The sequence below is a fragment of the Burkholderia sp. CCA53 genome (genome assembly GCF_001685525.1).
GTDB classification, from domain to species: Bacteria; Pseudomonadota; Gammaproteobacteria; order Burkholderiales; family Burkholderiaceae; genus Burkholderia; species Burkholderia multivorans.
Genome location: NZ_BDDJ01000001.1, coordinates 2595318 through 2619093, shown reverse-complemented (window position 1 = coordinate 2619093; position 23776 = coordinate 2595318). Strand labels below are relative to the sequence as shown.

The window sequence follows — 23776 nt, the reverse complement described above, 5'->3', positions numbered from 1 at the left end:
GATCCGGACCGGCACCCCACCGCATCGGCGCCGGCCGCCTTGGAACGGGCGTACCGCGTACAGTCGCCCTCCTGCTGCGCTCCTGCAAAAAAGCGGTTCGATTATGCGCACAGAAGGCGTCCAGCGCAATGCGGGAAATCGGCGATAATCGGGGTTTGGCAAACCTTTCCGGCCGCGTCCGACGCGGCCGAGAGCCATTCGGCGCGATTGCGCCCGTTGTCACCGTGACCGATTCCAAGACACTCGCGGATCGCATCGAAGATCTGCTTCCCCAGACGCAATGCACGAAGTGCGGCTATAACGGCTGCCGCCCGTACGCCGAGGCGATCGCCGCCGGCGACGCGAACTACAACCAGTGCCCACCCGGCGGCGCCGAAGGCATCGCGCGCCTCGCGAACCTGCTCGGCAAGCCGGTGATTCCGCTGAATCCCGTAAACGGCACCGAGCACCCGCGTGCGGTCGCGTTCATCGACGAAAACCTGTGCATCGGCTGCACGCTGTGCATGCAGGCGTGCCCGGTCGACGCGATCGTCGGCGCGCCGAAGCAGATGCACACGATCGTGGCGTCGCTCTGCACCGGCTGCGACCTCTGCGTGCCGCCGTGCCCGGTCGACTGTATCGCGATGGTGCCCGTCACGGGCGAGCGCACGGGCTGGGACGCATGGACGCAAGAGCAGGCCGACGCCGCGCGCGAGCGGCACGATCGCCGGCTCGCGCGCCAGCGCCGCGAGCGCGACGCGGCCGAGGCGCGCGCCGCCGCACGCCGCGCGGCGAGCGCCACCGCGACGCAACCCGCCACAGCGCCGGCCGCCGCACCGCCCGCCGCCGACGATGCCGACGCGAAAAAACGCGCGATCATCGCCGCCGCGCTCGAACGCGCGCGCAAGAAGAAGGAAGAACTCGCCGCGCAGGGTGCGGCTCCGAAGAATACCGAAGGCGTGAGCGCGGCCGTCCAGGCGCAGATCGACGCAGCCGAGGCGCGCCGCAAGCGGCTCGCCGAACAACAGGCCGCGCGCGATGCGCAGGCCGACGATGCCGATCGAGACGATACCGGCGGCCCGTCCGCGCCGCCCGACGACCAAGCGCCATGAACGCCAGCAAACGACGCGCGATCTACGAAACGCTGCAAAGCCTCAACCCGCATCCGACCACCGAACTCGAATACTCGACGCCGTTCGAGCTGCTGATCGCGGTGATGCTGTCCGCGCAGGCGACCGACGTGTCGGTGAACAAGGCGATGCGCAAGATGTTCCCGGTCGCCAACACGCCGCAACAGATCGTCGCGCTCGGCGAGGAAGGCGTCGCCGAGTACATCAAGACGATCGGGCTCTACCGGACCAAGGCGAAGAACGTCGTCGCCGCGTGCCGGATCCTGCTCGAACGCTACGGCGGCGAAGTGCCGGCCGACCGCGAAGCGCTCGAAAGCCTGCCCGGCGTCGGCCGCAAGACGGCGAACGTCGTGCTCAACACCGCGTTCGGCCAGCCGACGATCGCGGTCGACACGCACATCTTCCGCGTCGCGAATCGCACGGGGCTTGCGCCCGGCAAGGACGTCAAAGCCGTCGAAGCCGCACTCGAAAAGTTCACGCCGAAGGAATTCCTGCACGACGCACATCACTGGCTGATCCTGCACGGCCGCTACGTCTGCAAGGCGCGCAAGCCCGAATGCTGGCACTGCGCGATCGAGCCGCTCTGCGAATACCGGCCGAAAACGCCGCCGCCGAACGACTGACGCGCACCGCAACGCCGCAACGCCGCAGCGCCGCAGCGCCTGACCGGCGTGCAGGCGCTGCGCGGCTGCTACGCGTTCGACGTCGCCGTCGTGTCGTCGGCGGCCGCGCCGCCGGCGCGCACGAGCGCGAGCACGGCCGCCAGAATCGCGACGCCGCCCGCCCACTGCAGCGGCGACAGCGCCTCGCCGAACAGCAGCGCGGCGAGCGCGACCGTGACGACCGGTTCGAGCGTCGACAGCATCGACGTGCGCGCGGCGCCGAGCCGCTCGAGCCCTGCGAAGAACGCGAGCATCGCGGCCACGGTCGACACCAGCGCGATCGCGAGCATCGCGGCCCATCCGCCGGCCGTCGCGGGCCAGCGCGGCGGCGCATCGAAGGCGACGGTCCGCACCAGCGCGATCAGCACGAGCGCGGCCGTCGCCGATACGCAGATGATCGCGGTGGTCGCGAGCGGATCGACGCCGCGCGTCGCCTTCGTGCCGCCGACGATGTACAGCGAATAGACGACCGCCGCGCCGAGCGCAAGCGCGATGCCGAACGGCTCGCCGTGGCCGCCGCCGACCATCAGCGCGGAGCCCGCGACGCACAGCACGAGCGCGACGCCCTTTGCGCGCGTGAGCCGCTCGCCGAGCCACCACGCGGCGAGCAGCGTCACGAAGGCCGGATACAGATAGAGCAGCAGTGCGACGAGGCTCGCCTGCGCATGCCGCAGCGCCGTGAAATAGCAGAACGACTGGCCGACGTAGCCGAGCGCGCCCATCGCGACGAGCGGCATCAGCGCGCGGCCACGCGGCCAGACGACGCCGCGCCGCCACGCGATCGCCGCGAGCACGGTGCCGCCGATCGCGAAACGCACGATCAGCAGGCCGAGCACGTCGACGCCGCCTGCATACGCGTAGCGGCCGAAAATCGCCATCGCGCCGAACGCTGCGGCGGACAACGCGACGTAGAGCGCACCTTGCAGCGCGGCGGACGAGGAACGAACGGCGGCGATCATGGCGAAGCGGGCGGTGGGTAGCGGCGCGAAAACGGGGACCGTAGGAGTGTAGCGACTCGCGGACCGCGAGCCTAGCTCAGGCTTACCCGTTACAAGCGACCCGCGCGGCTACGCGGAATTCGACACGCAGCCCCGCATGGGCGGAGCGCCGGCCGTGCCGCCACCGCCCCGCTCTCCCCCGGCCGTCGCGCACCGTCGCGGCCGCGGCCTGCGGCGCACGCCGACCCGGCGTACAATGCGCGACGCGGCACGACGCCGCGCATCACGACGCTCCCCACCATGTTCAATCCGAGCCGCGACGAAGTCCGTCGCTTTTTCACCGAAACCTGGCGCAAGCAACGCGCCGGCGAGATCCTGACGCCGCTGGAAGCGATGGCCGCCGACTGGATCGTCGAACACCCCGAATACCACGCGGAACTCGAGGACGCGGACGGCGCGGCCGCGCGCAACTACACGCCCGAGGAAGGCCGCACGAATCCGTTCCTGCATCTGTCGATGCATCTGGCGATCAGCGAGCAGCTGTCGATCGACCAGCCGCCCGGCATCCGCGCCGCGCACGACAAGCTCGCGGCGAAGCTCGATTCGACGCACGACGCGCAGCACGCGATCATGGAGTGCCTCGGCGAGACGATCTGGGAAGCGCAACGCACGAACACGCCGCCCGACACGGACGCGTACCTGCAGCGCATCCTGCGCCGCGCATCGCGCGACTGAAACGCAACTGAAGCGCGACTGAGCGCGACGCCGTCGCAACGGCCGGCCGCGCGCCGCATCGGCGCCGTTCGTCGCATGCCGCCCACCGTAATGCGCCGACTGCGGACAAAAAAATACCCCGCCTCGGCGGGGTATCCTGGCCTGCCGGGCACACGGCCCGTCGCGCTTACTTCTTGAACACCAGGTCGCCCTTCAGCGACTCGATGTAGGCAGCGATGTCCTTCATGTCGTTGACCGACAGGTTCTGCACCTGCGCCTGCATGATCGCGTTGTTGCGACCGAGCAGCGGGTTCGTCAGGCCCATCTGGTACTGGCGCATCGCCCACACGAGATAGTCGGCGTGCTGGCCGGCGAGGCGCGGGTACTCGGCGTTGATCGGCTGGTTCAGCTTCGCGCCGTGGCAGGCCGCGCAGTTGTGCGATTCGACCAGATCCTTGCCCTTCGAGAGGTCGGCCGCGTGTGCGGTACCGATCGCGAGGCCGGCCGCGAATGCGATCGCCGCCGCCGTCTTGAATGCGTTGTTCATGAATGCTCCTGTCCCGCTGCTGAGATCAGCGGCGCGCGCTTTACTTGTAGGGATTGTCCTTCGAGTCGACCTTCTGCGCGGCGTAGTAGGCCGCCAGATCGGCGATGTCCTGATCCGTCAGCGAACCGGCGATCGCGTTCATCGACGGGAAATGACGATCCTTCTTGCGGTAGGACTTCAGCGCGTTCTCGAGGTATTGCTGGTTCTGGCCGCCGAGGACGGGAACCCGGTAGACCTCCGGGTATGCCGCGCGGTAATCCTGGATGCCGTGGCAACCGATGCACATGGCGGCCTTGCTTGCCCCGTCCTTCGGGTTGCCGACCACACCGGCCGCCTGCGCGCTGCCCGCGAGCGCCACGAGCGCTGCGACAACGACGTGTTTGCCGACGAATTTGTTCATAGCTCTTGTAACCTAGCTTGAGGGGAAACTGGCGCCGAAGCGGCAACGGCCCGCGCCGTTTTGCTTCTCGGATCGCCACGCAGGCCAAAAAAAACGGCCAGATTGTACCGCGTCGGCGGGGAATGCGTCCATATCGGCGCCCCGGTGCGCCCCGCCGCAGCCCCGCAACGATACGCGGCCGGCGCCCAACCCGACAGCCCTTCTGACTTATACTGGGATTTTTCCCCGCCAGAGAAGACCGCCGCCATGCGTTTCGAAGGGTCCTCGCACTACGTCGCCACCGACGATCTGAAACTCGCGGTCAACGCCGCGCTGACGCTGCAACGCCCGCTGCTGATCAAGGGCGAGCCTGGCACCGGCAAGACGATGCTCGCGGAGGAAGTCGCCGCCGCGCTCGACATGCCGCTGCTGCAGTGGCACATCAAGTCGACGACCAAGGCGCAGCAGGGGCTGTACGAATACGACGCGGTCTCGCGGCTGCGCGACTCGCAGCTCGGCGACGAGCGCGTGAAGGACATCGCGAACTATATCGTCAAGGGCGTGCTGTGGCAGGCGTTCGAGGCCGAGCGCCCGACCGTGCTGCTGATCGACGAGATCGACAAGGCCGACATCGAGTTCCCGAACGATCTGCTGCGCGAGCTCGACCGGATGGAGTTCCACGTGTACGAAACGCGCGAAACGGTGCGCGCGAAGCATCGTCCGCTCGTCATCATCACGTCGAACAACGAGAAGGAGCTGCCCGACGCGTTCCTGCGCCGCTGCTTCTTCCACTACATCCAGTTTCCCGACGCGGCGACGATGCAGAAGATCGTCGCGGTCCATTTCCCGAACATCCGCGAGGAACTGCTGCATGCGGCGCTCGAAAGCTTTTTCGAGCTGCGCGGCGTGTCGGGCCTGAAGAAGAAGCCGTCGACGTCCGAACTGCTCGACTGGCTGAAGCTGCTGCTGGCCGAGAACATCCCCGCCGACGCACTGCGCGGCGCCGACGCGAAGCAGATCGTGCCGCCGCTTGCCGGCGCACTGCTGAAGAACGAACAGGATCTCAGCCTGCTCGAGCGGCTCGTCTTCATGAACCGGCACAACCGGTAACCCTCCGTTCGCAAAGGCCCGGCCATGCTGCTCAATTTCTTCTACGCGCTGCGCGCAGCCAAGCTGCCCGTCTCGGTGAAGGAATACCTGACTCTGCTCGAGTCGCTGAAGGCCGGGCTCATCGCGCCGTCGATCGACGCGTTCTACTTCCTCGCGCGCATGACGCTCGTGAAGGACGAGCAGTACTTCGACAAGTTCGATCAGGCTTTCGGCGCGTATTTCCACGGCGTGTCGGCGCTGCCCTCCGACGCGTTCGACATTCCGCTCGACTGGCTCGAGAAGCGCCTCGAGCGCGAGCTGTCGGCCGAGGAGAAGGCGCAGATCGAAGCGATGGGCGGGCTCGACAAGCTGATGGCGCGCCTGAAGGAGCTGCTCGACGAGCAGAAGGAGCGGCACGAAGGCGGCAACAAGTGGATCGGCACCGGCGGCACATCGCCGTTCGGGCACGGCGGCTACAACCCCGAAGGCGTGCGCATCGGCGGTCCGTCGAACGGCAATCGCACGGCGGTGAAGGTGTGGGAAGCGCGCGCCTACCGCGACTACGACGATTCGGTCGAGATCGGCACGCGCAACATCAAGGTCGCGCTGCGGCGGCTGCGCCGTTTCGCGCGCGAAGGCGCGGCCGAGGAGCTCGATCTGCCCGGCACGATCCGCAGCACGGCCGCGAACGCGGGCTGGCTCGATCTGCGGATGGTGCCGGAGCGCCACAACAACGTGAAGGTGCTGATGCTGCTCGACGTCGGCGGCTCGATGGACGATCACATCAAGCGCACCGAAGAGCTGTTTTCGGCCGCGAAGGCCGAGTTCAAGCATCTGGAATTCTTCTACTTCCACAACTGCGTGTACGACCATCTGTGGAAGAACAACCGCCGTCGTCATTCGGAGCGCACCGCGACGTGGGACGTGCTCCACAAGTTCACGCCCGACTACAAGCTGATCTTCGTCGGCGACGCGACGATGAGCCCGTACGAGGTGCTGCAGCCCGGCGGCTCGGTCGAATACAACAACCCGGAAGCCGGCGCCGTGTGGCTGCGCCGGCTCGCCGATCAGTTCCCCCATCATGCCTGGCTGAACCCGGAACCCGAGCGCCTATGGGAATACCGGCAGTCGGTCGCGATCATTCGCGACCTGCTCGGCCACCGCATGTATCCGCTCACGCTCGCGGGGCTCGAAACCGCGATGCGCGCACTGAGCAAGTAACGAATCCCAAACCAGCAGATACGAGGCCGCCGTCGAGCGGCCCGTTCCGGAGATAGCATGAACCCTTCGCCCACCGCGAGCGCGGGCCGCGCCGGCGGCCGCTTTTTGTCCGATACGTCCGTCTCGGCACTCGTCGCCGGCTTCGTCGCGATGATGACCGGCTATACGAGTTCGCTCGTGCTGATGTTCCAGGCCGGCCGCGCCGCGCACCTCAGCGACGCGCAGATCTCGTCGTGGATCTGGGCGCTGTCGATCGGCATGGCGCTGACGACGATCGGCCTGTCGCTGCGCTTTCGCGCGCCGATCGTCGTCGCATGGTCGACGCCCGGCGCGGCGCTGCTGATCGCATCGCTGCCCGGCGTCCCGTACGCCGAGGCAATCGGCGCGTTCGTCGTGTGCGCGCTGCTGCTGACGGCCGTCGGCGTGAGCGGGCTGTTCGACACGCTGATGCGCCGCATTCCGTCCGGCATCGCGGCCGCGCTGCTCGCCGGGATCCTGTTCGAGATCGGCATCGAGATCTTCCGCGCGGCGCAATACCGCACCGCGCTCGTGCTCGCGATGTTCTTCACGTATCTGATCGTCAAGCGGCTCGCGCCGCGCTACGCGATCGTGACGACGCTGATCGTCGGCACGGCGGTGGCCGGCGCGCTCGGGCTGCTCGACTTCAGCCGGTTCCATATCGCGCTCGCGCAGCCGGTCTTCACGATGCCCGCGTTCTCGATCGCGTCGATCGTCAGCATCGGCATTCCGCTGTTCGTCGTCGCGATGGCGTCGCAGAACGTGCCTGGCATCGCGGTGCTGCGCGCGGACGGCTATCAGACGCCGTCGTCGCCGCTGATCGCGACGACCGGCCTCGCGTCGCTGCTGCTCGCGCCGTTCGGCTCGCACGGCGTGAATCTCGCGGCGATCACCGCGGCGATCTGCACCGGCCCCGAAGCGCACGAAGACCGCGCGAAACGCTACACGGCCGCCGTGTGGTGCGGCACGTTCTACCTGATCGCAGGCATCTTCGGCGCGACGATCGCCGCGCTGTTCGCCGCGCTGCCGAAGGCGCTCGTCGTGTCGGTCGCCGCGCTCGCGCTGTTCGGCTCGATCATGAGCGGGCTCGCCAACGCGATGCAGGACGCGAAGCAGCGCGAGGCCGCGCTCGTCACGTTCATGGTGACCGCGTCGGGCCTCACGCTGCTGTCGATCGGCTCCGCGTTCTGGGGGCTCGTCGCCGGGATCGTCACGCAGGCGATCCTCAACGCGCGCCGCGCGCCGTGACGCGGCGCCGCGCATGCGCGATGCGCGAAAAGGTGCTCGACACGAATCGGGCCTAAAATAGTGGATCGAAGGCGGCGCATGGCGCCGCCTCGCTTCGCCGCCGCGTTCGCGCGGCCCGTGAGAACCCGGCGCCTGTGCGCCCTCCTCCCGAATCGCCATGACTACCGCACTCGACCAGCTCAAGCAGTACACGACCGTCGTCGCCGACACGGGCGATTTCCAGCAGCTCGCGCAATACCAGCCGCAGGATGCGACCACGAATCCGTCGCTGATCCTGAAGGCCGTGCAGAAGGACGCGTACAAGCCGATCCTCGAGAAGACCGTCCGCGACCACCGCAACGAAAGCACCGATTTCATCATCGACCGGCTGCTGATCGCATTCGGCACCGAAATCCTGAAGCTCATTCCCGGCCGCGTGTCGACCGAAGTCGACGCGCGCCTGTCGTTCGACGCCAAGCGCTCGGTCGACAAGGCGCACGAGCTGATCAAGCTCTACGAAGCAGCCGGCATCGAGCGCGACCGCATCCTGATCAAGCTCGCATCGACGTGGGAAGGCATCCGCGCGGCCGAGACGCTGCAGAAGGAAGGGATCAAGTGCAACATGACCCTGCTTTTCTCGCTCGTGCAGGCCGCCGCGTGTGCCGAAGCCGGCGCGCAGCTGATCTCGCCGTTCGTCGGCCGCATCTACGACTGGTACAAGAAGCAGGCCGGCGCCGACTGGGACGAAGCGAAGAACGGCGGCGCGAACGATCCGGGCGTGCAGTCGGTGCGTCGCATCTACACGTACTACAAGACGTTCGGCTACAAGACCGAAGTGATGGGCGCGAGCTTCCGTACGACGAGCCAGATCGTCGAACTCGCGGGCTGCGACCTGCTGACCATCAGTCCCGATTTGCTGCAGAAGCTGCACGACAGCAACGAAACGGTCACGCGCAAGCTGTCGCCCGATGCGCTGCACGACAAGCCGACCGAGCGCGTCGCGATCGACGAGGCATCGTTCCGCTTCCAGCTGAACGACGAAGCGATGGCGACCGAAAAGCTCGCGGAAGGCATCCGCGTGTTCGCCGCCGACGCGGTGAAGCTCGAGAAGCTGATCGAGGCGCTGCGCTGAGCGGCGCGCGCGGCGGCCCGCAGCGGGCCGGCCGCGCGATGCCGGCGCCGAACGCCGCGAGCGGCCGCGAACGACTTCGTTCGCGGCCGTTTTATTTTTCATTCCGCTGCCCGACGCGCGCACTACAATCCACGACACGGGTGCGCCGGCCGCTTCCCGACACGCCCTTTCCCGTCACAACCTCGCATGACGCCGCCCCAGGGCAGGTCCGGCGACGCGTGCCCAAGGAGGCAACGATGCAAGTCCAACCGTACCTGACCTTCTACGGTCAGGCCGACGAGGCGCTTCGCTTCTACGAGAAGGCGCTCGGTGCAAAGACGCAGTTCAAGATCTACTTCCGCGACGCGCCGCCGAATCCCGATCAGCCGATCTCGCCGGAGATGGCCGACAAGGTGATGCACGCGAATTTCACGATCGGCGAATCGTCGATCATGTGCTCGGACGGCAACTGCCACGCGGCCGACCGCCAGCACGCCGGGTATTCGCTGTCGCTGAATCCGGCGAGCGTCGACGAAGGCAAAAAGCTGTTCGATGCGCTCGCCGAGGGCGGCGAAGTGACGATGCCGTTCCAGAAGACGTTCTGGGCACTCGGCTTCGGCATGGTGAAGGATCGCTTCGGCGTGCACTGGATGATCAACGTCGAGGATCTGTCGCAGCGCGAGCACATCCCCAATCGCGCGTAGCGCCGATACACGCCGATACAACCTGAAACGCCCGCCGCTTCGCAGCGACGGGCGTTTTCATTGCGGCATGCTCGACGTGCGACGCGCGGCCGCGCCGGCGCATTCAGCTTTCGACGACGTCGAGATAGTCTTCCGGCCGCGTGCGATCTTCCGCATGCGCCATCCCCATCACGCGCACGAGCACGCTGACCACGATCGACACGACGAGGTTGACGATCAGCGACCACACCGCCGCGTAGCCGGGAATCGCGAGGCCGAACAGGTGAATCGTGAAGATCGAGCCGGCCAGCTTCAGCGAGATCGCCATCCACGTGCCGCAAACGATGCCGGCCGCCCAGCCGACCAGCAGCCCGCGATGATCGAGCACGCGCGTGTAGAGTCCGAGCACGATCGCCGGCAGCGTCTGGATGATCCAGATCCCGCCGAGCAGCTGCAGCTGGATCGCATACGTGAGCGGCAGCCCGAGAATGAATGCCACCGCGCCAATCTTCACGATCAGCGACACGAGCTTCGCGACGTGCGTTTCCTGGTCGTGCGTCATGTTGCGGTTCACGAACTCGCGGTGGATGTTGCGCGTGTACAGGTTCGCGGCCGCGATCGACATGATCGCCGCCGGCACCAGCGCGCCGATCCCGATCGCCGCGAACGCGACGCCGACGAACCACGAAGGGAAGTAGTTCAGGAACAGCGCGGGCACCGCGAAGTTCGGGCCGAACGCCTTGAAGTACGGCGCGTACTGTGGCATGTCCTTCACGCCCGACGCGAGCGCCATGTAGCCGAGCAGCGCGAGCAGGCCGAGCACGAACGAATAAGCCGGCAGCATCGCCATGTTGCGACGAATCGTGTTGCCCGACGACGACGAGAGGATCGCGGTGACCGAATGCGGATAGAGGAACAACGCGAGCGCCGAGCCGATCGCGAGCGTCGCGTAGGCGCTGTAGCCGTTCAGGCTCGTCGCGTCGGGCGCCTTCAGCAGCAGCTTCGCGGGCGGCACGCTCGCGAAGATATGCCCGAAGCCGCCGAGCTTCGCGGGAATCACGATGATCGCGGCGGCGATCGTGATGTAGATCAGCACGTCCTTCACGATCGCGATCATCGCGGGCGCGCGCAGCCCCGACGTGTACGTGTACGCGGCGAGGATCGCGAACGCGATGATCAGCGGCAGATCGCCGACGAAGCCCGTCGTGTCGAAACCGAGCGCGCCGATCACGACCTCGATGCCGACCAGTTGCAGCGCGATGTACGGCATCGTCGCGACGATGCCCGTCACGGCGATCGCGAGCGCGAGCATGCGGCTGCCGTAGCGGGCGTTGACGAAGTCGGCGGCCGTCACGTAGCCGTGCCGCTTCGCGATGCTCCACAGTTTGGGAAAGACGACGAACGCGAACGGATAGATGAGGATCGTGTACGGCAGCGCGAAGAAGCCCATCGCGCCGGCACCGAACACGAGCGCGGGCACCGCGACGAACGTGTACGCCGTGTACAGGTCGCCGCCGAGCAGGAACCAGGTGACGATCGTGCCGAAGCGCCGGCCGCCGAGCCCCCACTCGTCGAGATGGGCGAGGTCGCCGCGCCGCCAGTTGGCGGCGAGGAAGCCCATGATCGTGACGCCGATGAAAAGGAGAACGAAGACGAAAGTCGCGCCGAGATTCATTGCACACCTCCCGGCGTTTTCCACGCGTTCTTGGTCTTGTAGTACACGAAGGCGGTGATCACCGCGCTAATGAACACCCAGAGCAGCTGGTACCAGTAGAAAAACGGAAAACCCAGCCATTGCGGTTCGATCTTGCTGTACGACGGCACCCAGACCATCGCGATCAGCGGCAGTACCAGCAGCCAGAGCCAGCGCTTGGCGGCCCGATTGGCGTCGGCATCGTGAGCCATGACGTCTCCTCATCTTCCCGGTTATCGATCTTGTGAGCGGGTACGGCGGCGAGAGGAGCGGCAAAACGGGTAAGCTGCGGCTCCCCTGGCTTCGCGCCAGTATAGGAGTCGCAAGCATCCGGTCAAGCGGGGGCGAACCCGAGGTGATCCGCCCCCTGACGCGCGGTTGCACCGGCATGCGGGCCGCGCATGGGCGTCAGATCGTGAACGACGCGCCGCGTGCGCCGATCGTTTCTTTCAAACCTTTCACCCACTTGCGGGCGGGCAGTTTCAGCGTGTCCTCGATCAGCTTCGCGCGCGCGTCGAGCTGCGCGAACGGCACGTCGAGCGCGGGGCCGGAGAACGCGATCGCGATCCGGTTGCCGTCGTGCACTTCCGGCAGCGCGATCACGCGGTGATCGAAGGCGGCGTTCAGGTGCTTCATGTTGCGCACGAAGCTCGGGTGATCGCCGAACAGGTTGATCGTCGCGATCCCCGCATCGGTCAGGCAGCCGCGCACCGCGCGGTAGAACGCGACGCTGTCGAGCACCGGGCCGCGCGCGGTCGCATCGTACAGGTCGATCTGGATCGCGCCCGTCGTGCCGCGATTCGCCGGATCGTTGACGAAATCCCACGCGTCCGCTTCGTGCACGACAAGACGCGCGTCGTCCGGCGGCAGCGCGAACATCGTGCGGGCCGCGACGATCACGGCCGGGTTCAGTTCGACCGCCTCGACCTTCGCGCGCGGCAGGAAGCGGTGCGCGAACTTCGTCAGCGCGCCGGTACCGAGCCCGAGCTGCACGATGCGTTCCGGCGTTTCGAGAAACAGCAGCCACGCCATCATCTGCTGCGCGTATTCGAGTTCGATTGCGAGCGGCTTCGAGATCCGCATCGCGCCCTGTACCCATTCGGTACCGAAATGCAGGTAGCGCACGCCGCGCTCCTCCGAGAACGTCACCGGTGCGAAGCGCGGCTTGCGCGGCGCGTCGAGCACGGGCACGTCGTCGTGCTCGTCGAGGTCGGTGCGGCGCTTCACGCGCGGCGGCTGCAGTTTCTCGGAGCCGTTGTAGGCGGACGGCTGGTTGCGCTTGAACGCGCGCGCCTCGGCGGATGCGCGCTTGATCAGTCGGGTCATGGATGAATCTCGCTCGATGAAGCTGGTTTTGGCGGACGAGAGGATAGCATTGGCGCGGCAATCGCCGGCGCCGAACGGATTGCGTCACGCCGATCGGCCGACTTGCGAGCGAGGGCATCGTGGTCGACAATGCATCGCACCGGCGATCCATCGACGACAGCCATACCGTGACGATTCTTGCGATACGTCACCGGCGAGAAAGCGGCTATCACTGACCCGGAGCGCACATGACCTCCACCGACAGGAAAATCTGGTTCCCGGCGAAACGCTACGGATGGGGATGGGGGCTGCCCATCGCGTGGCAGGGATGGGTAGTCCTGTTGCTGTTTACGCTCGGCCTCGTCGCGAGTTCACGCCGCTTCCCGCCGGCACAAGCGCCGTTCGCGTTCGCAGCATGCGTCGTGGGCTTGGTGCTCGCGCTCACGATCGTCTGTTACGCGAGAGGCGAAAAGCCGAAATGGCGATGGGGGAACGACAAGTGACGCGTCGTACGCCGACGCGTGCAATTCGGGCTGTCCAAGCAACGCGCCGCGCAGCAATCGGAACGGATTGAGGTTTCGGTTAATCCGACACGCCGAGGTGCTCGTTCGGCATCGCCCTTCTCTCCCGCGCACTGCAACCCATTTCAACCTGTCTGTTTGGGAACCCGAACGATGGTTCACGTCGCGGCGTTGACCTGGCCCGGCAGATCTTTGCCGCGCCGGCATTCAACGTGGCTTGAATCGCCTTGAAAGAGCGGCCTGGCCGAAACACAACGCGTCGCCCGACTCAACCGGTTATGGGCCGTCGCAGGCCGCTCGTTTTCAGCGCGCTGCGTCTCATCGTCCCTGAAACCGTCGCGGCCGCTCACTCGAACCCATATCGACATCTGCCGAACGGCCGACTTGTTCCGGCTCTTGGCCGACGACAAAAATGCCCGTGCCGAATCGTTCGGCATACGGCGTGACCCACCGCATTCGGCCCGCGCGACCGAACTGTTTTTTCTGCGCGTCACGGTTGCAAATATACACAAATGGGTATAAATTCATCGATGGTTCCGTACACCAAACCGCACTACTGGCTCGGCTCGGCACGCAAGGACTTGAAAGCGATGCCCGAAGCGGTACAGGACACGTTCGGCTATGCGCTGTATCTGGCCCAGACGGGAGGAAAGCACGATCAGGCCAAGCCGTTGAGGGGCTTCGGATCGGCCGGCGTGCTCGAGGTCGTGGAGTCGGAGGACAGCGGCACGTACCGGGCGGTCTATACGGTGAAACTCGGTGGCGCCGTCTATGTGCTGCACTGTTTCCAGAAGAAATCGTGCCGCGGTATCGCTACGCCGAAGCCGGACATCGAACTGGTTCGCGCGCGCCTGAGCGCCGCCGAAGCACACGCAAATGGAGAAAAGTGATGATCGAAATCGAACGGGGCAGCGGCAACGTCTACGCGGATCTTGGCACGCCCGACGCCGAAGAAATGCGCGTCAAGGCTCAACTCGCCGCCAAGATCGCGGAAATCATCAAGACCCGCAAATGGACGCAGCAGCACGCGGCACGATTGCTCGGCATGACGCAACCGAAGTTATCGAACATGCTGCGCGGGCAGTTTCGCGGTGTAAGCGAAGCGAAGATGCTCGACTGTCTCGCCAAGCTCGGGCGCGATGTACAGATCGTCGTAGGACCGGACCGTCATTCGGAAACCGAAGGACACATCGAGGTCGTGTTCGCTGCCTGACGGCACGGCAGGTTCGGGCAGCTCAATTCAATGGCCGCAGCTGCCGCCACGCGGCCAGTTTTTCCGCATACGGGATCGAAGCATAGGCGGGACTGCTCGACGGCAGGCGCAGCAGCCGATACCGGGCGCCCTCTTCACCGAGCGCCGTCATGCCGATTTTGGCGGCCGTTCCGCCGTTAAAGGCGATGGTCGTCAGATTCGGCAACGTCTCGATCAGCGCGATCAGATCGTTGCTCGCGTGATCGCGTATGCGGCTATCGAGGCTGCCGATACGATTCGCCTGGGCCACGACGTCCCACAATCCGATGCGATGTTCGAGCAACGTATCGAGACGCGCCGGATAGCTCATGCCGACGAGATCGCGCTCTATCACGTCGCCGACCAGCGACCAGAACTTGTTTTGCGGATGTCCGTAGTATTGGCGAAGCGCCAACGATCGCTCGCCCGGCAGGCTGCCGAGAATCAAGATCCGCGTGTTTGCATCAACGACTGGCGGAAAACAACGCTTGTTCATTTCGCGATCGACGCTCCCGTTGCGACATCGGGCCCACCCGTGCGCGGCCCATCGCCATGCGCATCGAGATGCCGCCACAGCGCCGGCAGCATGCACTCGGTGACCATCAACGGTGCGCCGTGACGCTGGAACACCGACCGTCGCGCCACAAACGCATGCGGCGCACGCGCGCCGCCGAGCGCATGGCTTGCGAGCGCATAAAGCGGATGGCCGGCGATCACGCGCCGGCTCACCAGCGCCGAGCGCTCGACCTGCGGATCGCTGTACAGCAGCTCGGCGAGCGGCCGCGTGCGTAGCCGCCGCATCGCCTGCCATACGCCCTTGCTCGCGGCGAGCGGCGCGATGCTGTGCGCGGCCACATACGGCGTGCCGTCGACCGACAGAATCACCTCGCGCACCCACATCGGCGCACGCGGCGCGCTGGCGAGCGCCGCGTGTTCGTCGAACCACGGTCGATCGACGGCTTCACGCGTGACACGCACGCTCACGCGCCCGAGCCGCGCGAGGTGCGCGGTCAGCGAACCGCCGCGCGTGAGCCAGTCGCGCTGGTCCGGCGTGCATCCGGGCCGCGGCGTGTCGCGCCAGCCCGCAAGCGCGCCGTCGAATCGCATCCGCGCACTCACGCGGCGCGCGACAGCAGCAGCGCGTTGGTCCGCTTCACGAAGCTCGCCGGATCGTCGAGCATCCCGCCTTCGGCAAGCAGCGCCTGATCGAACAGCAGATGGCACCAGTCGCCGAAATCGGCGCTGTCGGCCTTCAGCTGCTTCACGAGCGCATGCTCGGGGTTGATCTCGAGAATCGGCTGGAACGACGGCGCCTTCTGGCCGGCCGCCTTCAGCATCCGCTGCAAGTAGCCGCTCATGTCGTTGTCGTCCGCGACGAGGCACGACGGCGAATCGGTCAGACGGAACGTGACGCGCACGTCCTTCACCTTGTCCCCGAGCGCTTCCTTCATCTTCTCGACGACCGGCTTGATCGCTTCGCCGGCCTCTTCCTGCGCCTTCTTCTCCTCGTCGTTCAGCGCGCCGAGATCGAGATCGCCGCGCGCGACGCTCGCGAGCGGCTTGCCGTCGAACTCGTGCAGGAACGACAGCATCCATTCGTCCACGCGATCGGTCAGCAGCAGCACCTCGACGCCCTTCTTGCGGAACACCTCGAGATGCGGGCTGTTCTTCGCGGCCTGCCACGTATCGGCCGTCACGTAGTAGATCTTCGTCTGCTCCGGCTTCATGCGCGCGACGTAGTCGGCGAGCGACACGTCCTGCGCATCGGTGTCGCCGTGCGTCGACGCGAAGCGCAGCAGCTTGGCGATGCGCTCGCGGTTCGCGTGATCCTCGCCGACGCCTTCCTTCAGCACCTGGCCGAACGCGCGCCAGAACGTCTTGTACTTCTCCTTGCCGGCATCGTCTTCCGCATTCGCGAGCTCTTCGAGCATCGACAGCGCGCGCTTGGTCACGCCTTCGCGGATCGCCTTGACGTCGCGGCTCTCCTGCAGGATTTCACGCGATACGTTCAGCGGCAGATCGGCCGAATCGACGACGCCCTTCACGAAGCGCAGGTATTGCGGCAGCAGCTGCTCGGCGTCGTCCATGATGAACACGCGCTTCACGTACAGCTTCAGGCCGCCGCGATAGTCGCGGTTCCACAGGTCGAACGGCGCCTGCGACGGCACGTACAGCAGCTGCGTGTATTCGCTGCGACCTTCGACGCGGTTGTGCGTCCACGTGAGCGGATCCTGGTGATCGTGCGCGATGTGCTGATAGAACTGCTTGTACTGCTCGTCGGCGATGTCGCTTTTCGGCCGCGTCCACAGCGCGCTCGCGTGGTTGACGGTTTCGTCGTCGTCCTTGACGACCATCTCGCCCTTCTCCTGATCCCATTCTTCCTTCTTCATCAGGATCGGCAGCGCGATGTGGTCGGAATACTTCTGGATGATCGACTTCAGCCGGTACGAGGACAGCAGTTCGTCCTCGCCTTCGCGCAGATGCAGCGTGATGGTCGTGCCGCGCTGCGCGCGCTCGATCGCGTCGATCGTGAAATCGCCCTCGCCCGCGCTTTCCCAGCGCACGCCTTCGGTCGCGGGCAGGCCCGCGCGGCGCGTCTCGACGGTGATCTTGTCCGCGACGATGAAGCCCGAGTAGAAGCCCACGCCGAACTGGCCGATCAGCGCCGCATCCTTCTGCTGGTCGCCCGACAGCTTCGAGAAGAATTCCTTCGTGCCCGAGCGTGCGATCGTGCCGAGGTTCGCGATCGCCTCGTCGCGGCTCATCCCGATCCCGTTGTCGTCGATCGTGATCGTGCGCGCAGCCTTGTCGTAGCCGATGCGGATGCGCAGGTTCGGATCGTCCTCGTAGAGCGCGTTGTCCGCGAGCGCCTCGAAACGCAGCTTGTCGGCCGCGTCGGACGCGTTCGACACCAGTTCGCGCAGGAAGATTTCCTTGTTGCTGTAGAGCGAATGAATCATCAGGTGGAGGAGCTGCTTGACCTCTGCCTGAAAGCTCATCGTTTCGTGTGCCATGGATGCTGTTTCCTCTTACTTGAACTTGAGTGGTGTGGCGCAGGCGTCCGGCGCGCGATGCCGGCCGGCCCGTCTAGGGACAACCGCCTGGCGCAAGCGGTTTGCGCGCGCAGATGGGGACGGCCGCGCCGATTTCAAGAGCCGGCACGGCCGCCGCGTCACGACGCGCGCCGCGTCGCCGATTCGATATAGCGCGCGAGAAAACCCGGCAGCGCCGGATCGCCGCAGTTCGCGACGTTGAAGCGCGTCCACGTCGACGGCGACTGCTGCGGCGAGAACAGGCTGCCCGGCGTCAGCAGAAAGCCTTCCTCGTGCGCGGCGGCCGCGAGCGCGTCCGAGTCGACACCCGTGTCGGCCCACAGGAACATGCCGGCCGCCGGCATCGCGAACAGCTTCAGGCCGGTGCGCTCGAGCATCCGCGCGGTCTTGTCGCGCACGCCGTCGAGCCGCGCGCGCAGCCGCTCGACGTGCCGCCGGTAGTGGCCTTCGGTCAGGATCTTGTACAGCACGCGCTCGTTCAGCTCGGGCGTCGTCATGCCGACCAGCATCTTCTGATCGGTGATCGCCTTCGCGATTTCCGGCGCGCACGCGACGTAGCCGACGCGCAGGTTCGCGGCAAGCGTCTTCGAATAGCTGCCGAGATAGATCACGCGCTTCAACTGATCGAGGCTCGCGAGCCGCGTGGCCGGATAGCTCGGCGGGCACAGGTCGCCGTACACGTCGTCCTCGACGACGAGGAAGTCGTACTGCTCCGCGAGTTTCAGGATCCGGAATGCCTGCGCGGCCGACAGCGACGTGCCGGTCGGGTTCTGCAGCACCGAATTGATCACGAGCATCTTCGGGCGCCACATCTGCACGAGCGTCTCGAGCGCGTCGAGGTCCGGACCGTCGGGCGTATAGGGCATCCCGACGAGCTGCGCGCCCTGCGACGCAAAGCGGCCGAACATCTGGAACCACGCGGGATCGCCGACGATCACCGCGTCGCCGGGCCGCACGTAGATCCGCGCGATCAGGTCGATCGCCTGCGTGATGCCCGAGACCATCACGATCTGCTCGGGCGTCGCGCCGATCTCGACTTCCGCGAGCCGCGTCTGCAGCTGTTGACGCAGCGGCAGGAAGCCCTGCGCGGTACCGAAGCCGAGCATCTGCGCGCCCGACTGGCGCCCGAGCGCGCGTAGCGCGCCGGTGATCAGCTCGCCGTCGAGCCAGCGTCCCGGCAGGTAGCCGAGACCGGGCCCCTTTTCCGGGCTGACCGTATGCAGCATGTTGCGCAGCAGCCAGACGACGTCGATCGTGTTGTGCACGGGCGTCGCTTCGGCGCCGCGCATCGCGCCGTCGGCGACGGGCTGCGGGCCGACCGTGCGCTCGCGCACGTAGAAGCCCGAGCCGCGCCGCGAATCGAGATAGCCCTGCGCGACGAGGCGCTCGTACGCTTCGACGACGGTAAAGCGCGACACGCTCTTGTCGAGCGCGAGCTTGCGGATCGACGGCATGCGCATGCCGGGGCGGAACACGCGCTCATCGATGCGGCGGCGCGCCCACTGGACGAGCTGGTCGACGAGCGTCAGCGTGGCGGTGTCGTGCGGGGCGGGAATCTGTGCGAGCGGAACGGACGACATGGGCGGCGGCTCCAACTGTACCGAAGGGTATCGCGCCGATTGTACCGTTACTGTGCCGGTGCGCACGATTACAGTTGATCGACAACCGGCCGTTCGCGACCGGCCGCCGCGCGCCCGCGCGCCGCCACCGAGCGGCGCGGCTGCACCGGCGGCCGCTCGCGAGCGGCCGGTTGGCCATGACAGTTCCGCTTCCCGACCGACGCCGATGCCTACCCGCTCCCTGACCCTCGACCATCTCGTGATTGCCGCGCGCACGCTCGACGAAGGCGTGCGCCATGTCGCCGACGCGCTCGGCGTCGCCCCGGCCGGCGGTGGCCGCCATCCGCTGATGCGCACTCATAATGCGCTGTTCGGCCTCTGGGGCGGCGCGTATCTCGAAGTCATCGCGATCGATCCGGACGCACGCGACGACGCGACGGGCGGCGCGCCGCCGCGCGCGCGGCTGTTCGCGCTCGACGATCCGGCAATGCAGGCACGCGTCGCGCAGGGTCCGTTCCTCGCGCATTGGGTCGCGCGCGTCGAGCGCCCGCGCCGGCTCGCGCTGTGGCAAAGCCAGTACCCGGACCGCATTCCGCCCGTCGTCGCGATGCAGCGCGGCGATCTGACGTGGGGCCTGACGGTGCCCGACGACGGCGCGTTCCCCGCGTGGCAGCAGGCCGGCGACGGCCTCGTGCCGTCGCTGATCCAGTGGGACGGCCCGCGCCACCCGGCCGATTCGCTGCCGCACGACGGCGTCGCGCTGACGGCGCTCAAGGGCCGCCATCCGCGTGCGGACCTGATCGGCGAGCAGCTCGACTGGCTCGGCGCCGCCCATCTGCTCGACCTCGAGGCGGCCGACGGCCCGCCCGCGCTGATCGCCGAATTCGACACGCCGCACGGCCCGCGCGCGCTGCGCTGAACGCACGCCGCGCCGCGTGCCCGAACCCCACGATACGGAGACACCCTCGACATGAATTCGCGCGAAACCCGGGGCATGCTGCTCGGCCTGATCGGCGTGATGATCTTCAGCCTGACGCTGCCGATGACGCGCATCGTCGTCGCCGAGCTCCATCCGCTGCTCAACGGGCTCGGCCGCGCGCTCGCGGCCGCGGTGCCGGCCGGCCTGCTGCTGTGGTGGCGCCGCGAGCCGCTGCCGACGCGCACGCAGCTGAAAAGCCTGGCCGTCGTGTCGGCCGGCGTGATCGTCGCGTATCCGGTGTTCTCCGCGTGGGCGATGAAGACCGTGCCCGCGTCGCACGGCGCGGTCGTCAACGGGCTGCAGCCGCTGTTCGTCGCGCTGTATGCGGCCTGGCTGTCGCACGAACGCCCGTCGAAGGCGTTCTGGGTCAGCGCGGTCACGGGCAGCGCGCTCGTGATCGCGTTCGCGCTGCGCGACGGCGGCGGCACCGTGCAGCCCGGCGACGCGCTGATGCTCGTCGCGGTGGGCATCGGCGCGCTCGGCTACGCGGAAGGCGCGCGCCTCGCGCGCCAGATCGGCGGCTGGCAGGTGATCTGCTGGGCGCTCGTCGTGTCCGCGCCGTTCCTCGTGCTGCCGGTCGGCTGGCTCGCGTGGCTGCAGCACGCCGCCCATCCGGGCCCGCTCGCGCCGCGCACGTGGCTCGCGTTCGGCTACGTGACCCTCTTTTCGCAATTCATCGGCTTTTTCGCGTGGTATGCAGGGCTGGCGATCGGCGGCACCGCGCGCGTGGGCCAGGTGCAACTGCTGCAGATCTTCTTCACGATCGCGTTTTCCGCGCTGCTGTTCGCCGAAACGGTCACGCCCTCCACGTGGCTGTTCGCCGCCGCCGTGATCGCGACCGTGATGCTCGGCCGGCGCTCGGCGGTCGCCACGGCGCCGCGTCCCGCTCGCGCCGGCTGATGAGGTACGCCATAATGTCCGCTTTGCCTGAACGGTTCTGCCCACCCGGCCGCGACGGCACGCACGCGCTCGCGCATGCTCACCCGGCTGCGTCGACGCGATCGGCCCGATCGACCTTTCTTGACTGACCACGATATCCGAACGAGGAGACTATGAATCCGAGCGACCTGCACCCGCCGCACTGGCAGCTTTCCGAACGCGCCCGCAAGCTGACGAGCTCGGCGATCCGCGAGATCCTGAAGGTCACGGAACGCCCCGAGGTCATCTCGTTCGCCGGCGGCCTGCCCGCCCCCGCGACGTTCCCGGCCGAGCGCATGCGCGCGGCCGCCGACCGCGTGCTGCGCGACGCGCCGGCCGCGGCGCTACAGTACAGCGCGACCGAAGGCTATCTGCCGCTGCGCGAGTGGATCGCCGAGCGCTATCGCGTGCGCGTGTCGCAAGTGCTGGTCACGACCGGCTCGCAGCAGGCGCTCGACCTGCTCGGCAAGGCGCTCGTCGATCCGGGCAGCCCGATCCTCGTCGAAACGCCGACCTACCTCGGCGCGCTGCAGTCGTTCTCGCTGTACGAGCCGCGCTACGTGCAGGTGCCGACCGACGAACAGGGCCTGCTGCCCGACGGCCTGACGCCCGCGCTCACGCAGGGCGCGCGCCTGCTGTACGCGCAGCCGAACTTCCAGAATCCGACGGGCCGCCGCCTGCCGGTCGAGCGCCGCCGCGCGCTGGCCGCATTCGCGCAGACGAGCCCGTTCCCGGTGCTCGAAGACGATCCGTACGGCGCGCTGAACTATCAGGGCGAGCCGCTGCCGACGATGCTGTCGATGGCGCCCGACCACATCGTGCACCTCGGCACGTTCTCGAAGGTGCTCGCGCCTGGCCTGCGGATCGGCTACATCATTGCGCCCGAGGAACTGCACTTCAAGCTCGTGCAGGCGAAGCAGGCCACTGACCTGCACACGCCGACGCTCACGCAGCGCATCGCACACGAGGTGATCAAGGACGGCTTCCTCGACGAGCACATCCCGACGATCCGCCAGCTGTACGGCGCGCAGTGCGAAGCGATGCTCGGCGCGCTCGCGCGTCACATGCCGGAAGGCGTCACGTGGAACCGCCCGGAAGGCGGGATGTTCATCTGGGTGAACCTGCCGAAGCAGATCGACAGCATGGCGCTGCTCGCGACGGCGGTCGAGAATCACGTCGCCTTCGTGCCGGGCGCGCCGTTCTTCGCGAACGACGCGCAGCAAAATACGCTGCGCCTGTCGTTCGTGACGGTGCCGCCCGAGAAGATCGAGGAAGGCGTCGCGCGGCTCGGCAAGCTGATCCGCGAGCGCCTCTGATCCGCCCTTTTTCCTGTCAAGACTCACTACGAGGAACGAACGCATGGCTAACGTCTACGACAAACTGAAATCGCTGGGCATCGAACTGCCGAGCGCCGGCGCACCGGCTGCCGCCTACGTGATGAGCGCGCAAAGCGGCAACACGGTCTACCTGTCGGGCCACATCGCGAAGAAGGACGGCAAGGTATGGGCCGGCAAGCTCGGCGCCGATCTGACGACCGAAGACGGCAAGGCGGCCGCGCGCGCGATCGCGATCGACCTGCTCGCGACGCTGCACGCGCACACCGGCGACCTGAACAAGGTCACGCGCATCGTGAAGCTGATGAGCCTCGTGAACTCGACGCTCGACTTCACCGAGCAGCACATCGTGACGAACGGCGCATCGGAACTGATCGCGGAAGTGTTCGGCGATGCGGGCAAGCATGCACGCTCGGCGTTCGGCGTCGCGCAGATTCCGCTCGGCGCCTGCGTCGAGATCGAACTGATCGCCGAAGTCGCGTAATACGCCGATGTCCGGCCGCCTCGTTCGCTTCGCGCAGGTCGACGTGTTCACGTCGGTGCCGTTCAAGGGCAATCCGCTGGCGGTCGTATTCGACGCCGATTCGCTCGACGACGACGCGATGCTCGCGATCGCCCGCTGGACGAACCTGTCGGAAACGACGTTCGTCTGCGCGCCGAGCGATCCGGGCGCCGACTATCGCGTGCGGATCTTCACGCCGGCCGGCGAGCTGCCGTTCGCCGGCCACCCGACGCTCGGCACCGCGCACGCGTTCCTCGCGAGCGGCGCGCGGCCGCGCACGGCGGGCCGGCTCGTTCAGCAATGCGGCGTGGGCCGCGTCGTGCTACGCGAACAGGGCGACGGCTGGGCATTCGCCGCGCCGCCGGCGCGCTTCACGCCGGTCGATCGTTCGGATTACGCGGCGCTCGCCGCCGCGCTGCGCTCCGACGCGATCGATCCGGATGCCGAACCGTGCGCGGTCGACAACGGCGCGCCCTGGCTCGTCGTGCGCCTGACGTCGGCCGACGCGTGCATCGGCCTCGCGCCCGATCCGGCCGCGCTCGAAGCGATCACGCATCGCTACGGCACGCACGGGCTCGCCGCCTATGCGCCGCATGCGGCCGGCGGCCCCGCGACGTTCGAAATCCGCTGCCTGATGACGGGCGGCAGCTTCGGCCTCGGGGAAGATCCGGTCACCGGCAGCGCGAACGCCGCGCTGGCCGGGTTGCTCGCGCGCCAGCAACGGCGCCCGGGCCCGTCCTATACGGCCCGCCAGGGCACCGCGATCGGCCGCGACGGCCGCGTGTCGGTCCACTACGACGCCGACGGCACGACGTGGATCGGCGGCAGCACGATCACCGTCGTCGACGGCACGTTCCGTCTTCCCGCCTGACGGTTTCCCGTCCGGAGCGCGCCCGTCCGCGGCGCCCTTCCCCCCGCTATCGCAAAACCGCACCAGCCAGTAATATCGGGCCTAATCCGTTGCTTCGGACGTTTGCCCGGTA

Annotated in this window: 26 protein-coding genes; 16 read left to right on the top strand and 10 right to left on the bottom strand. The window is 67.2% G+C overall.

The annotated features are described in order from the left end of the window. Positions 1-128 precede the first annotated feature (128 nt). Together rsxB and nth are read left to right on the top strand one after the other, a co-directional pair. Positions 129-1091 carry an electron transport complex subunit RsxB gene (rsxB, locus tag BCR55_RS12165; RefSeq protein WP_035488695.1) on the top strand — a complete coding sequence of 321 codons (963 nt, stop codon included), beginning with the start codon at positions 129-131 and terminating at the stop codon, positions 1089-1091. Further along, positions 1088-1732: an endonuclease III gene (gene nth, locus BCR55_RS12160; RefSeq protein ID WP_006412000.1), complete on the top strand. Its 645-nt coding sequence runs from the start codon at positions 1088-1090 to the stop codon at positions 1730-1732. Before rsxB ends, nth begins: the two co-directional genes overlap by 4 nt. 68 nt (positions 1733-1800) lie before the next feature. Here the strand turns inward: nth and BCR55_RS12155 are convergent, their stop codons facing one another. Beyond that, positions 1801-2730, bottom strand: a complete 930-nt coding sequence (locus BCR55_RS12155) for a DMT family transporter (RefSeq protein ID WP_006405624.1) — start codon at positions 2728-2730, stop codon at positions 1801-1803. 279 nt (positions 2731-3009) lie between these two features. Between BCR55_RS12155 and BCR55_RS12150 the strand changes: the two genes are divergently transcribed. Beyond that, positions 3010-3444, top strand: a complete 435-nt coding sequence (locus BCR55_RS12150; RefSeq protein WP_006398706.1) for a DUF1841 family protein — start codon at positions 3010-3012, stop codon at positions 3442-3444. 166 nt (positions 3445-3610) lie between these two features. Here the strand turns inward: BCR55_RS12150 and BCR55_RS12145 are convergent, their stop codons facing one another. Both BCR55_RS12145 and BCR55_RS12140 read right to left on the bottom strand, forming a co-directional pair. Then, positions 3611-3970, bottom strand: a complete 360-nt coding sequence (locus BCR55_RS12145) for a c-type cytochrome (protein ID WP_006398705.1) — start codon at positions 3968-3970, stop codon at positions 3611-3613. A 40-nt stretch (positions 3971-4010) separates the two neighbouring features. Next, entirely contained in the window at positions 4011-4370 is a 360-nt protein-coding gene (locus tag BCR55_RS12140) for a c-type cytochrome (protein ID WP_006398704.1), read from the bottom strand. Between the two features lie 246 nt (positions 4371-4616). Between BCR55_RS12140 and BCR55_RS12135 the strand changes: the two genes are divergently transcribed. From BCR55_RS12135 to BCR55_RS12115, 5 genes are all read left to right on the top strand, one after another. Beyond that, complete coding sequence (locus BCR55_RS12135; protein ID WP_006405626.1) at positions 4617-5459, top strand: MoxR family ATPase; 843 nt, start codon at positions 4617-4619, stop codon at positions 5457-5459. A 24-nt stretch (positions 5460-5483) separates the two neighbouring features. Next, on the top strand, positions 5484-6659 hold the full coding sequence (locus BCR55_RS12130) for a VWA domain-containing protein (RefSeq protein ID WP_006405627.1): 1176 nt from the start codon (positions 5484-5486) through the stop codon (positions 6657-6659). 57 nt (positions 6660-6716) lie between these two features. After that, positions 6717-7925: a benzoate/H(+) symporter BenE family transporter gene (locus BCR55_RS12125; protein WP_065494585.1), complete on the top strand. Its 1209-nt coding sequence runs from the start codon at positions 6717-6719 to the stop codon at positions 7923-7925. Positions 7926-8082: 157 nt separating this feature from the next. Next, a complete protein-coding gene (tal, locus tag BCR55_RS12120; RefSeq protein ID WP_006398700.1) occupies positions 8083-9036 on the top strand; it encodes a transaldolase in 954 nt (317 codons plus the stop codon). A gap of 236 nt (positions 9037-9272) precedes the next feature. Further along, entirely contained in the window at positions 9273-9719 is a 447-nt protein-coding gene (locus tag BCR55_RS12115; RefSeq protein ID WP_006405630.1) for a VOC family protein, read from the top strand. Between the two features lie 103 nt (positions 9720-9822). Here BCR55_RS12115 and mctP read toward each other — a convergent pair whose 3' ends face one another. The 3 genes from mctP to BCR55_RS12100 all read right to left on the bottom strand — a co-directional run bounded on the left by mctP (position 9823) and on the right by BCR55_RS12100 (position 12717). Further along, entirely contained in the window at positions 9823-11373 is a 1551-nt protein-coding gene (gene mctP / locus BCR55_RS12110; RefSeq protein WP_006398698.1) for a monocarboxylate uptake permease MctP, read from the bottom strand. After that, on the bottom strand, positions 11370-11603 hold the full coding sequence (locus tag BCR55_RS12105) for a DUF3311 domain-containing protein (RefSeq protein WP_006398697.1): 234 nt from the start codon (positions 11601-11603) through the stop codon (positions 11370-11372). The genes mctP and BCR55_RS12105 overlap by 4 nt, the downstream gene beginning before the upstream one ends. 196 nt (positions 11604-11799) lie before the next feature. Next, positions 11800-12717 (bottom strand): spermidine synthase, encoded by a 918-nt coding sequence (locus tag BCR55_RS12100; RefSeq protein ID WP_053296988.1) that lies wholly within the window; start codon positions 12715-12717, stop codon positions 11800-11802. A 227-nt stretch (positions 12718-12944) separates the two neighbouring features. Here BCR55_RS12100 and BCR55_RS12095 point away from each other — a divergent pair, with 227 nt between their 5' ends. The 3 genes from BCR55_RS12095 to BCR55_RS12085 all read left to right on the top strand — a co-directional run bounded on the left by BCR55_RS12095 (position 12945) and on the right by BCR55_RS12085 (position 14430). Then, positions 12945-13199, top strand: coding sequence for a hypothetical protein (locus BCR55_RS12095; RefSeq protein ID WP_059940739.1), 255 nt, complete (start codon positions 12945-12947; stop codon positions 13197-13199). A 530-nt stretch (positions 13200-13729) separates the two neighbouring features. Beyond that, positions 13730-14107, top strand: coding sequence for a type II toxin-antitoxin system RelE/ParE family toxin (locus BCR55_RS12090; protein ID WP_065494584.1), 378 nt, complete (start codon positions 13730-13732; stop codon positions 14105-14107). Further along, positions 14107-14430: a helix-turn-helix domain-containing protein gene (locus BCR55_RS12085; RefSeq protein WP_006405635.1), complete on the top strand. Its 324-nt coding sequence runs from the start codon at positions 14107-14109 to the stop codon at positions 14428-14430. Before BCR55_RS12090 ends, BCR55_RS12085 begins: the two co-directional genes overlap by 1 nt. Positions 14431-14452: 22 nt before the next feature. On the opposite strand, the gene BCR55_RS12080 is transcribed toward BCR55_RS12085, so the two are convergent. From BCR55_RS12080 to BCR55_RS12065, 4 genes are all read right to left on the bottom strand, one after another. Beyond that, positions 14453-14944 (bottom strand): DNA-deoxyinosine glycosylase, encoded by a 492-nt coding sequence (locus BCR55_RS12080; RefSeq protein ID WP_053296985.1) that lies wholly within the window; start codon positions 14942-14944, stop codon positions 14453-14455. Further along, a complete protein-coding gene (locus tag BCR55_RS12075) occupies positions 14941-15555 on the bottom strand; it encodes a chorismate lyase (protein ID WP_006398690.1) in 615 nt (204 codons plus the stop codon). The genes BCR55_RS12080 and BCR55_RS12075 overlap by 4 nt, the downstream gene beginning before the upstream one ends. 8 nt (positions 15556-15563) lie before the next feature. Then, the gene (gene htpG / locus BCR55_RS12070) at positions 15564-17462 is read right to left on the bottom strand and encodes a molecular chaperone HtpG (RefSeq protein ID WP_065494583.1); all 1899 of its coding nucleotides are present in this window, start codon (positions 17460-17462) and stop codon (positions 15564-15566) included. A 158-nt stretch (positions 17463-17620) separates the two neighbouring features. After that, a complete protein-coding gene (locus BCR55_RS12065; protein ID WP_059940736.1) occupies positions 17621-19081 on the bottom strand; it encodes a PLP-dependent aminotransferase family protein in 1461 nt (486 codons plus the stop codon). Positions 19082-19286: 205 nt separating this feature from the next. Here BCR55_RS12065 and BCR55_RS12060 point away from each other — a divergent pair, with 205 nt between their 5' ends. The 5 genes from BCR55_RS12060 (at position 19287) to BCR55_RS12040 (ending at position 23664) form a co-directional block, all read left to right on the top strand. Then, on the top strand, positions 19287-19979 hold the full coding sequence (locus tag BCR55_RS12060; protein ID WP_065494582.1) for a VOC family protein: 693 nt from the start codon (positions 19287-19289) through the stop codon (positions 19977-19979). Positions 19980-20030: 51 nt separating this feature from the next. After that, positions 20031-20939 carry a DMT family transporter gene (locus BCR55_RS12055; RefSeq protein WP_065494581.1) on the top strand — a complete coding sequence of 303 codons (909 nt, stop codon included), beginning with the start codon at positions 20031-20033 and terminating at the stop codon, positions 20937-20939. Between the two features lie 152 nt (positions 20940-21091). Next, positions 21092-22273 carry a PLP-dependent aminotransferase family protein gene (locus BCR55_RS12050; protein WP_006405643.1) on the top strand — a complete coding sequence of 394 codons (1182 nt, stop codon included), beginning with the start codon at positions 21092-21094 and terminating at the stop codon, positions 22271-22273. Positions 22274-22316: 43 nt separating this feature from the next. Beyond that, on the top strand, positions 22317-22775 hold the full coding sequence (locus BCR55_RS12045; protein ID WP_006398680.1) for a RidA family protein: 459 nt from the start codon (positions 22317-22319) through the stop codon (positions 22773-22775). A gap of 7 nt (positions 22776-22782) precedes the next feature. Continuing rightward, the gene (locus BCR55_RS12040; RefSeq protein WP_006405644.1) at positions 22783-23664 is read left to right on the top strand and encodes a PhzF family phenazine biosynthesis protein; all 882 of its coding nucleotides are present in this window, start codon (positions 22783-22785) and stop codon (positions 23662-23664) included. The last annotated feature ends 112 nt before the right edge of the window (positions 23665-23776 follow it).

What these genes read in the sequence shown, in the direction of transcription:
- rsxB (WP_035488695.1), top strand. Translation starts at nt 129, where the DNA reads ATGCGGGAAATCGGCGATAATCGGGGTTTGGCAAACCTTTCCGGCCGC.
- nth (WP_006412000.1), top strand. Translation starts at nt 1,088, where the DNA reads ATGAACGCCAGCAAACGACGCGCGATCTACGAAACGCTGCAAAGCCTC.
- BCR55_RS12155 (WP_006405624.1), bottom strand. Translation starts at nt 2,730, where the DNA reads ATGATCGCCGCCGTTCGTTCCTCGTCCGCCGCGCTGCAAGGTGCGCTC.
- BCR55_RS12150 (WP_006398706.1), top strand. Translation starts at nt 3,010, where the DNA reads ATGTTCAATCCGAGCCGCGACGAAGTCCGTCGCTTTTTCACCGAAACC.
- BCR55_RS12145 (WP_006398705.1), bottom strand. Translation starts at nt 3,970, where the DNA reads ATGAACAACGCATTCAAGACGGCGGCGGCGATCGCATTCGCGGCCGGC.
- BCR55_RS12140 (WP_006398704.1), bottom strand. Translation starts at nt 4,370, where the DNA reads ATGAACAAATTCGTCGGCAAACACGTCGTTGTCGCAGCGCTCGTGGCG.
- BCR55_RS12135 (WP_006405626.1), top strand. Translation starts at nt 4,617, where the DNA reads ATGCGTTTCGAAGGGTCCTCGCACTACGTCGCCACCGACGATCTGAAA.
- BCR55_RS12130 (WP_006405627.1), top strand. Translation starts at nt 5,484, where the DNA reads ATGCTGCTCAATTTCTTCTACGCGCTGCGCGCAGCCAAGCTGCCCGTC.
- BCR55_RS12125 (WP_065494585.1), top strand. Translation starts at nt 6,717, where the DNA reads ATGAACCCTTCGCCCACCGCGAGCGCGGGCCGCGCCGGCGGCCGCTTT.
- tal (WP_006398700.1), top strand. Translation starts at nt 8,083, where the DNA reads ATGACTACCGCACTCGACCAGCTCAAGCAGTACACGACCGTCGTCGCC.
- BCR55_RS12115 (WP_006405630.1), top strand. Translation starts at nt 9,273, where the DNA reads ATGCAAGTCCAACCGTACCTGACCTTCTACGGTCAGGCCGACGAGGCG.
- mctP (WP_006398698.1), bottom strand. Translation starts at nt 11,373, where the DNA reads ATGAATCTCGGCGCGACTTTCGTCTTCGTTCTCCTTTTCATCGGCGTC.
- BCR55_RS12105 (WP_006398697.1), bottom strand. Translation starts at nt 11,603, where the DNA reads ATGGCTCACGATGCCGACGCCAATCGGGCCGCCAAGCGCTGGCTCTGG.
- BCR55_RS12100 (WP_053296988.1), bottom strand. Translation starts at nt 12,717, where the DNA reads ATGACCCGACTGATCAAGCGCGCATCCGCCGAGGCGCGCGCGTTCAAG.
- BCR55_RS12095 (WP_059940739.1), top strand. Translation starts at nt 12,945, where the DNA reads ATGACCTCCACCGACAGGAAAATCTGGTTCCCGGCGAAACGCTACGGA.
- BCR55_RS12090 (WP_065494584.1), top strand. Translation starts at nt 13,730, where the DNA reads ATGGGTATAAATTCATCGATGGTTCCGTACACCAAACCGCACTACTGG.
- BCR55_RS12085 (WP_006405635.1), top strand. Translation starts at nt 14,107, where the DNA reads ATGATCGAAATCGAACGGGGCAGCGGCAACGTCTACGCGGATCTTGGC.
- BCR55_RS12080 (WP_053296985.1), bottom strand. Translation starts at nt 14,944, where the DNA reads ATGAACAAGCGTTGTTTTCCGCCAGTCGTTGATGCAAACACGCGGATC.
- BCR55_RS12075 (WP_006398690.1), bottom strand. Translation starts at nt 15,555, where the DNA reads ATGCGATTCGACGGCGCGCTTGCGGGCTGGCGCGACACGCCGCGGCCC.
- htpG (WP_065494583.1), bottom strand. Translation starts at nt 17,462, where the DNA reads ATGGCACACGAAACGATGAGCTTTCAGGCAGAGGTCAAGCAGCTCCTC.
- BCR55_RS12065 (WP_059940736.1), bottom strand. Translation starts at nt 19,081, where the DNA reads ATGTCGTCCGTTCCGCTCGCACAGATTCCCGCCCCGCACGACACCGCC.
- BCR55_RS12060 (WP_065494582.1), top strand. Translation starts at nt 19,287, where the DNA reads ATGCCTACCCGCTCCCTGACCCTCGACCATCTCGTGATTGCCGCGCGC.
- BCR55_RS12055 (WP_065494581.1), top strand. Translation starts at nt 20,031, where the DNA reads ATGAATTCGCGCGAAACCCGGGGCATGCTGCTCGGCCTGATCGGCGTG.
- BCR55_RS12050 (WP_006405643.1), top strand. Translation starts at nt 21,092, where the DNA reads ATGAATCCGAGCGACCTGCACCCGCCGCACTGGCAGCTTTCCGAACGC.
- BCR55_RS12045 (WP_006398680.1), top strand. Translation starts at nt 22,317, where the DNA reads ATGGCTAACGTCTACGACAAACTGAAATCGCTGGGCATCGAACTGCCG.
- BCR55_RS12040 (WP_006405644.1), top strand. Translation starts at nt 22,783, where the DNA reads ATGTCCGGCCGCCTCGTTCGCTTCGCGCAGGTCGACGTGTTCACGTCG.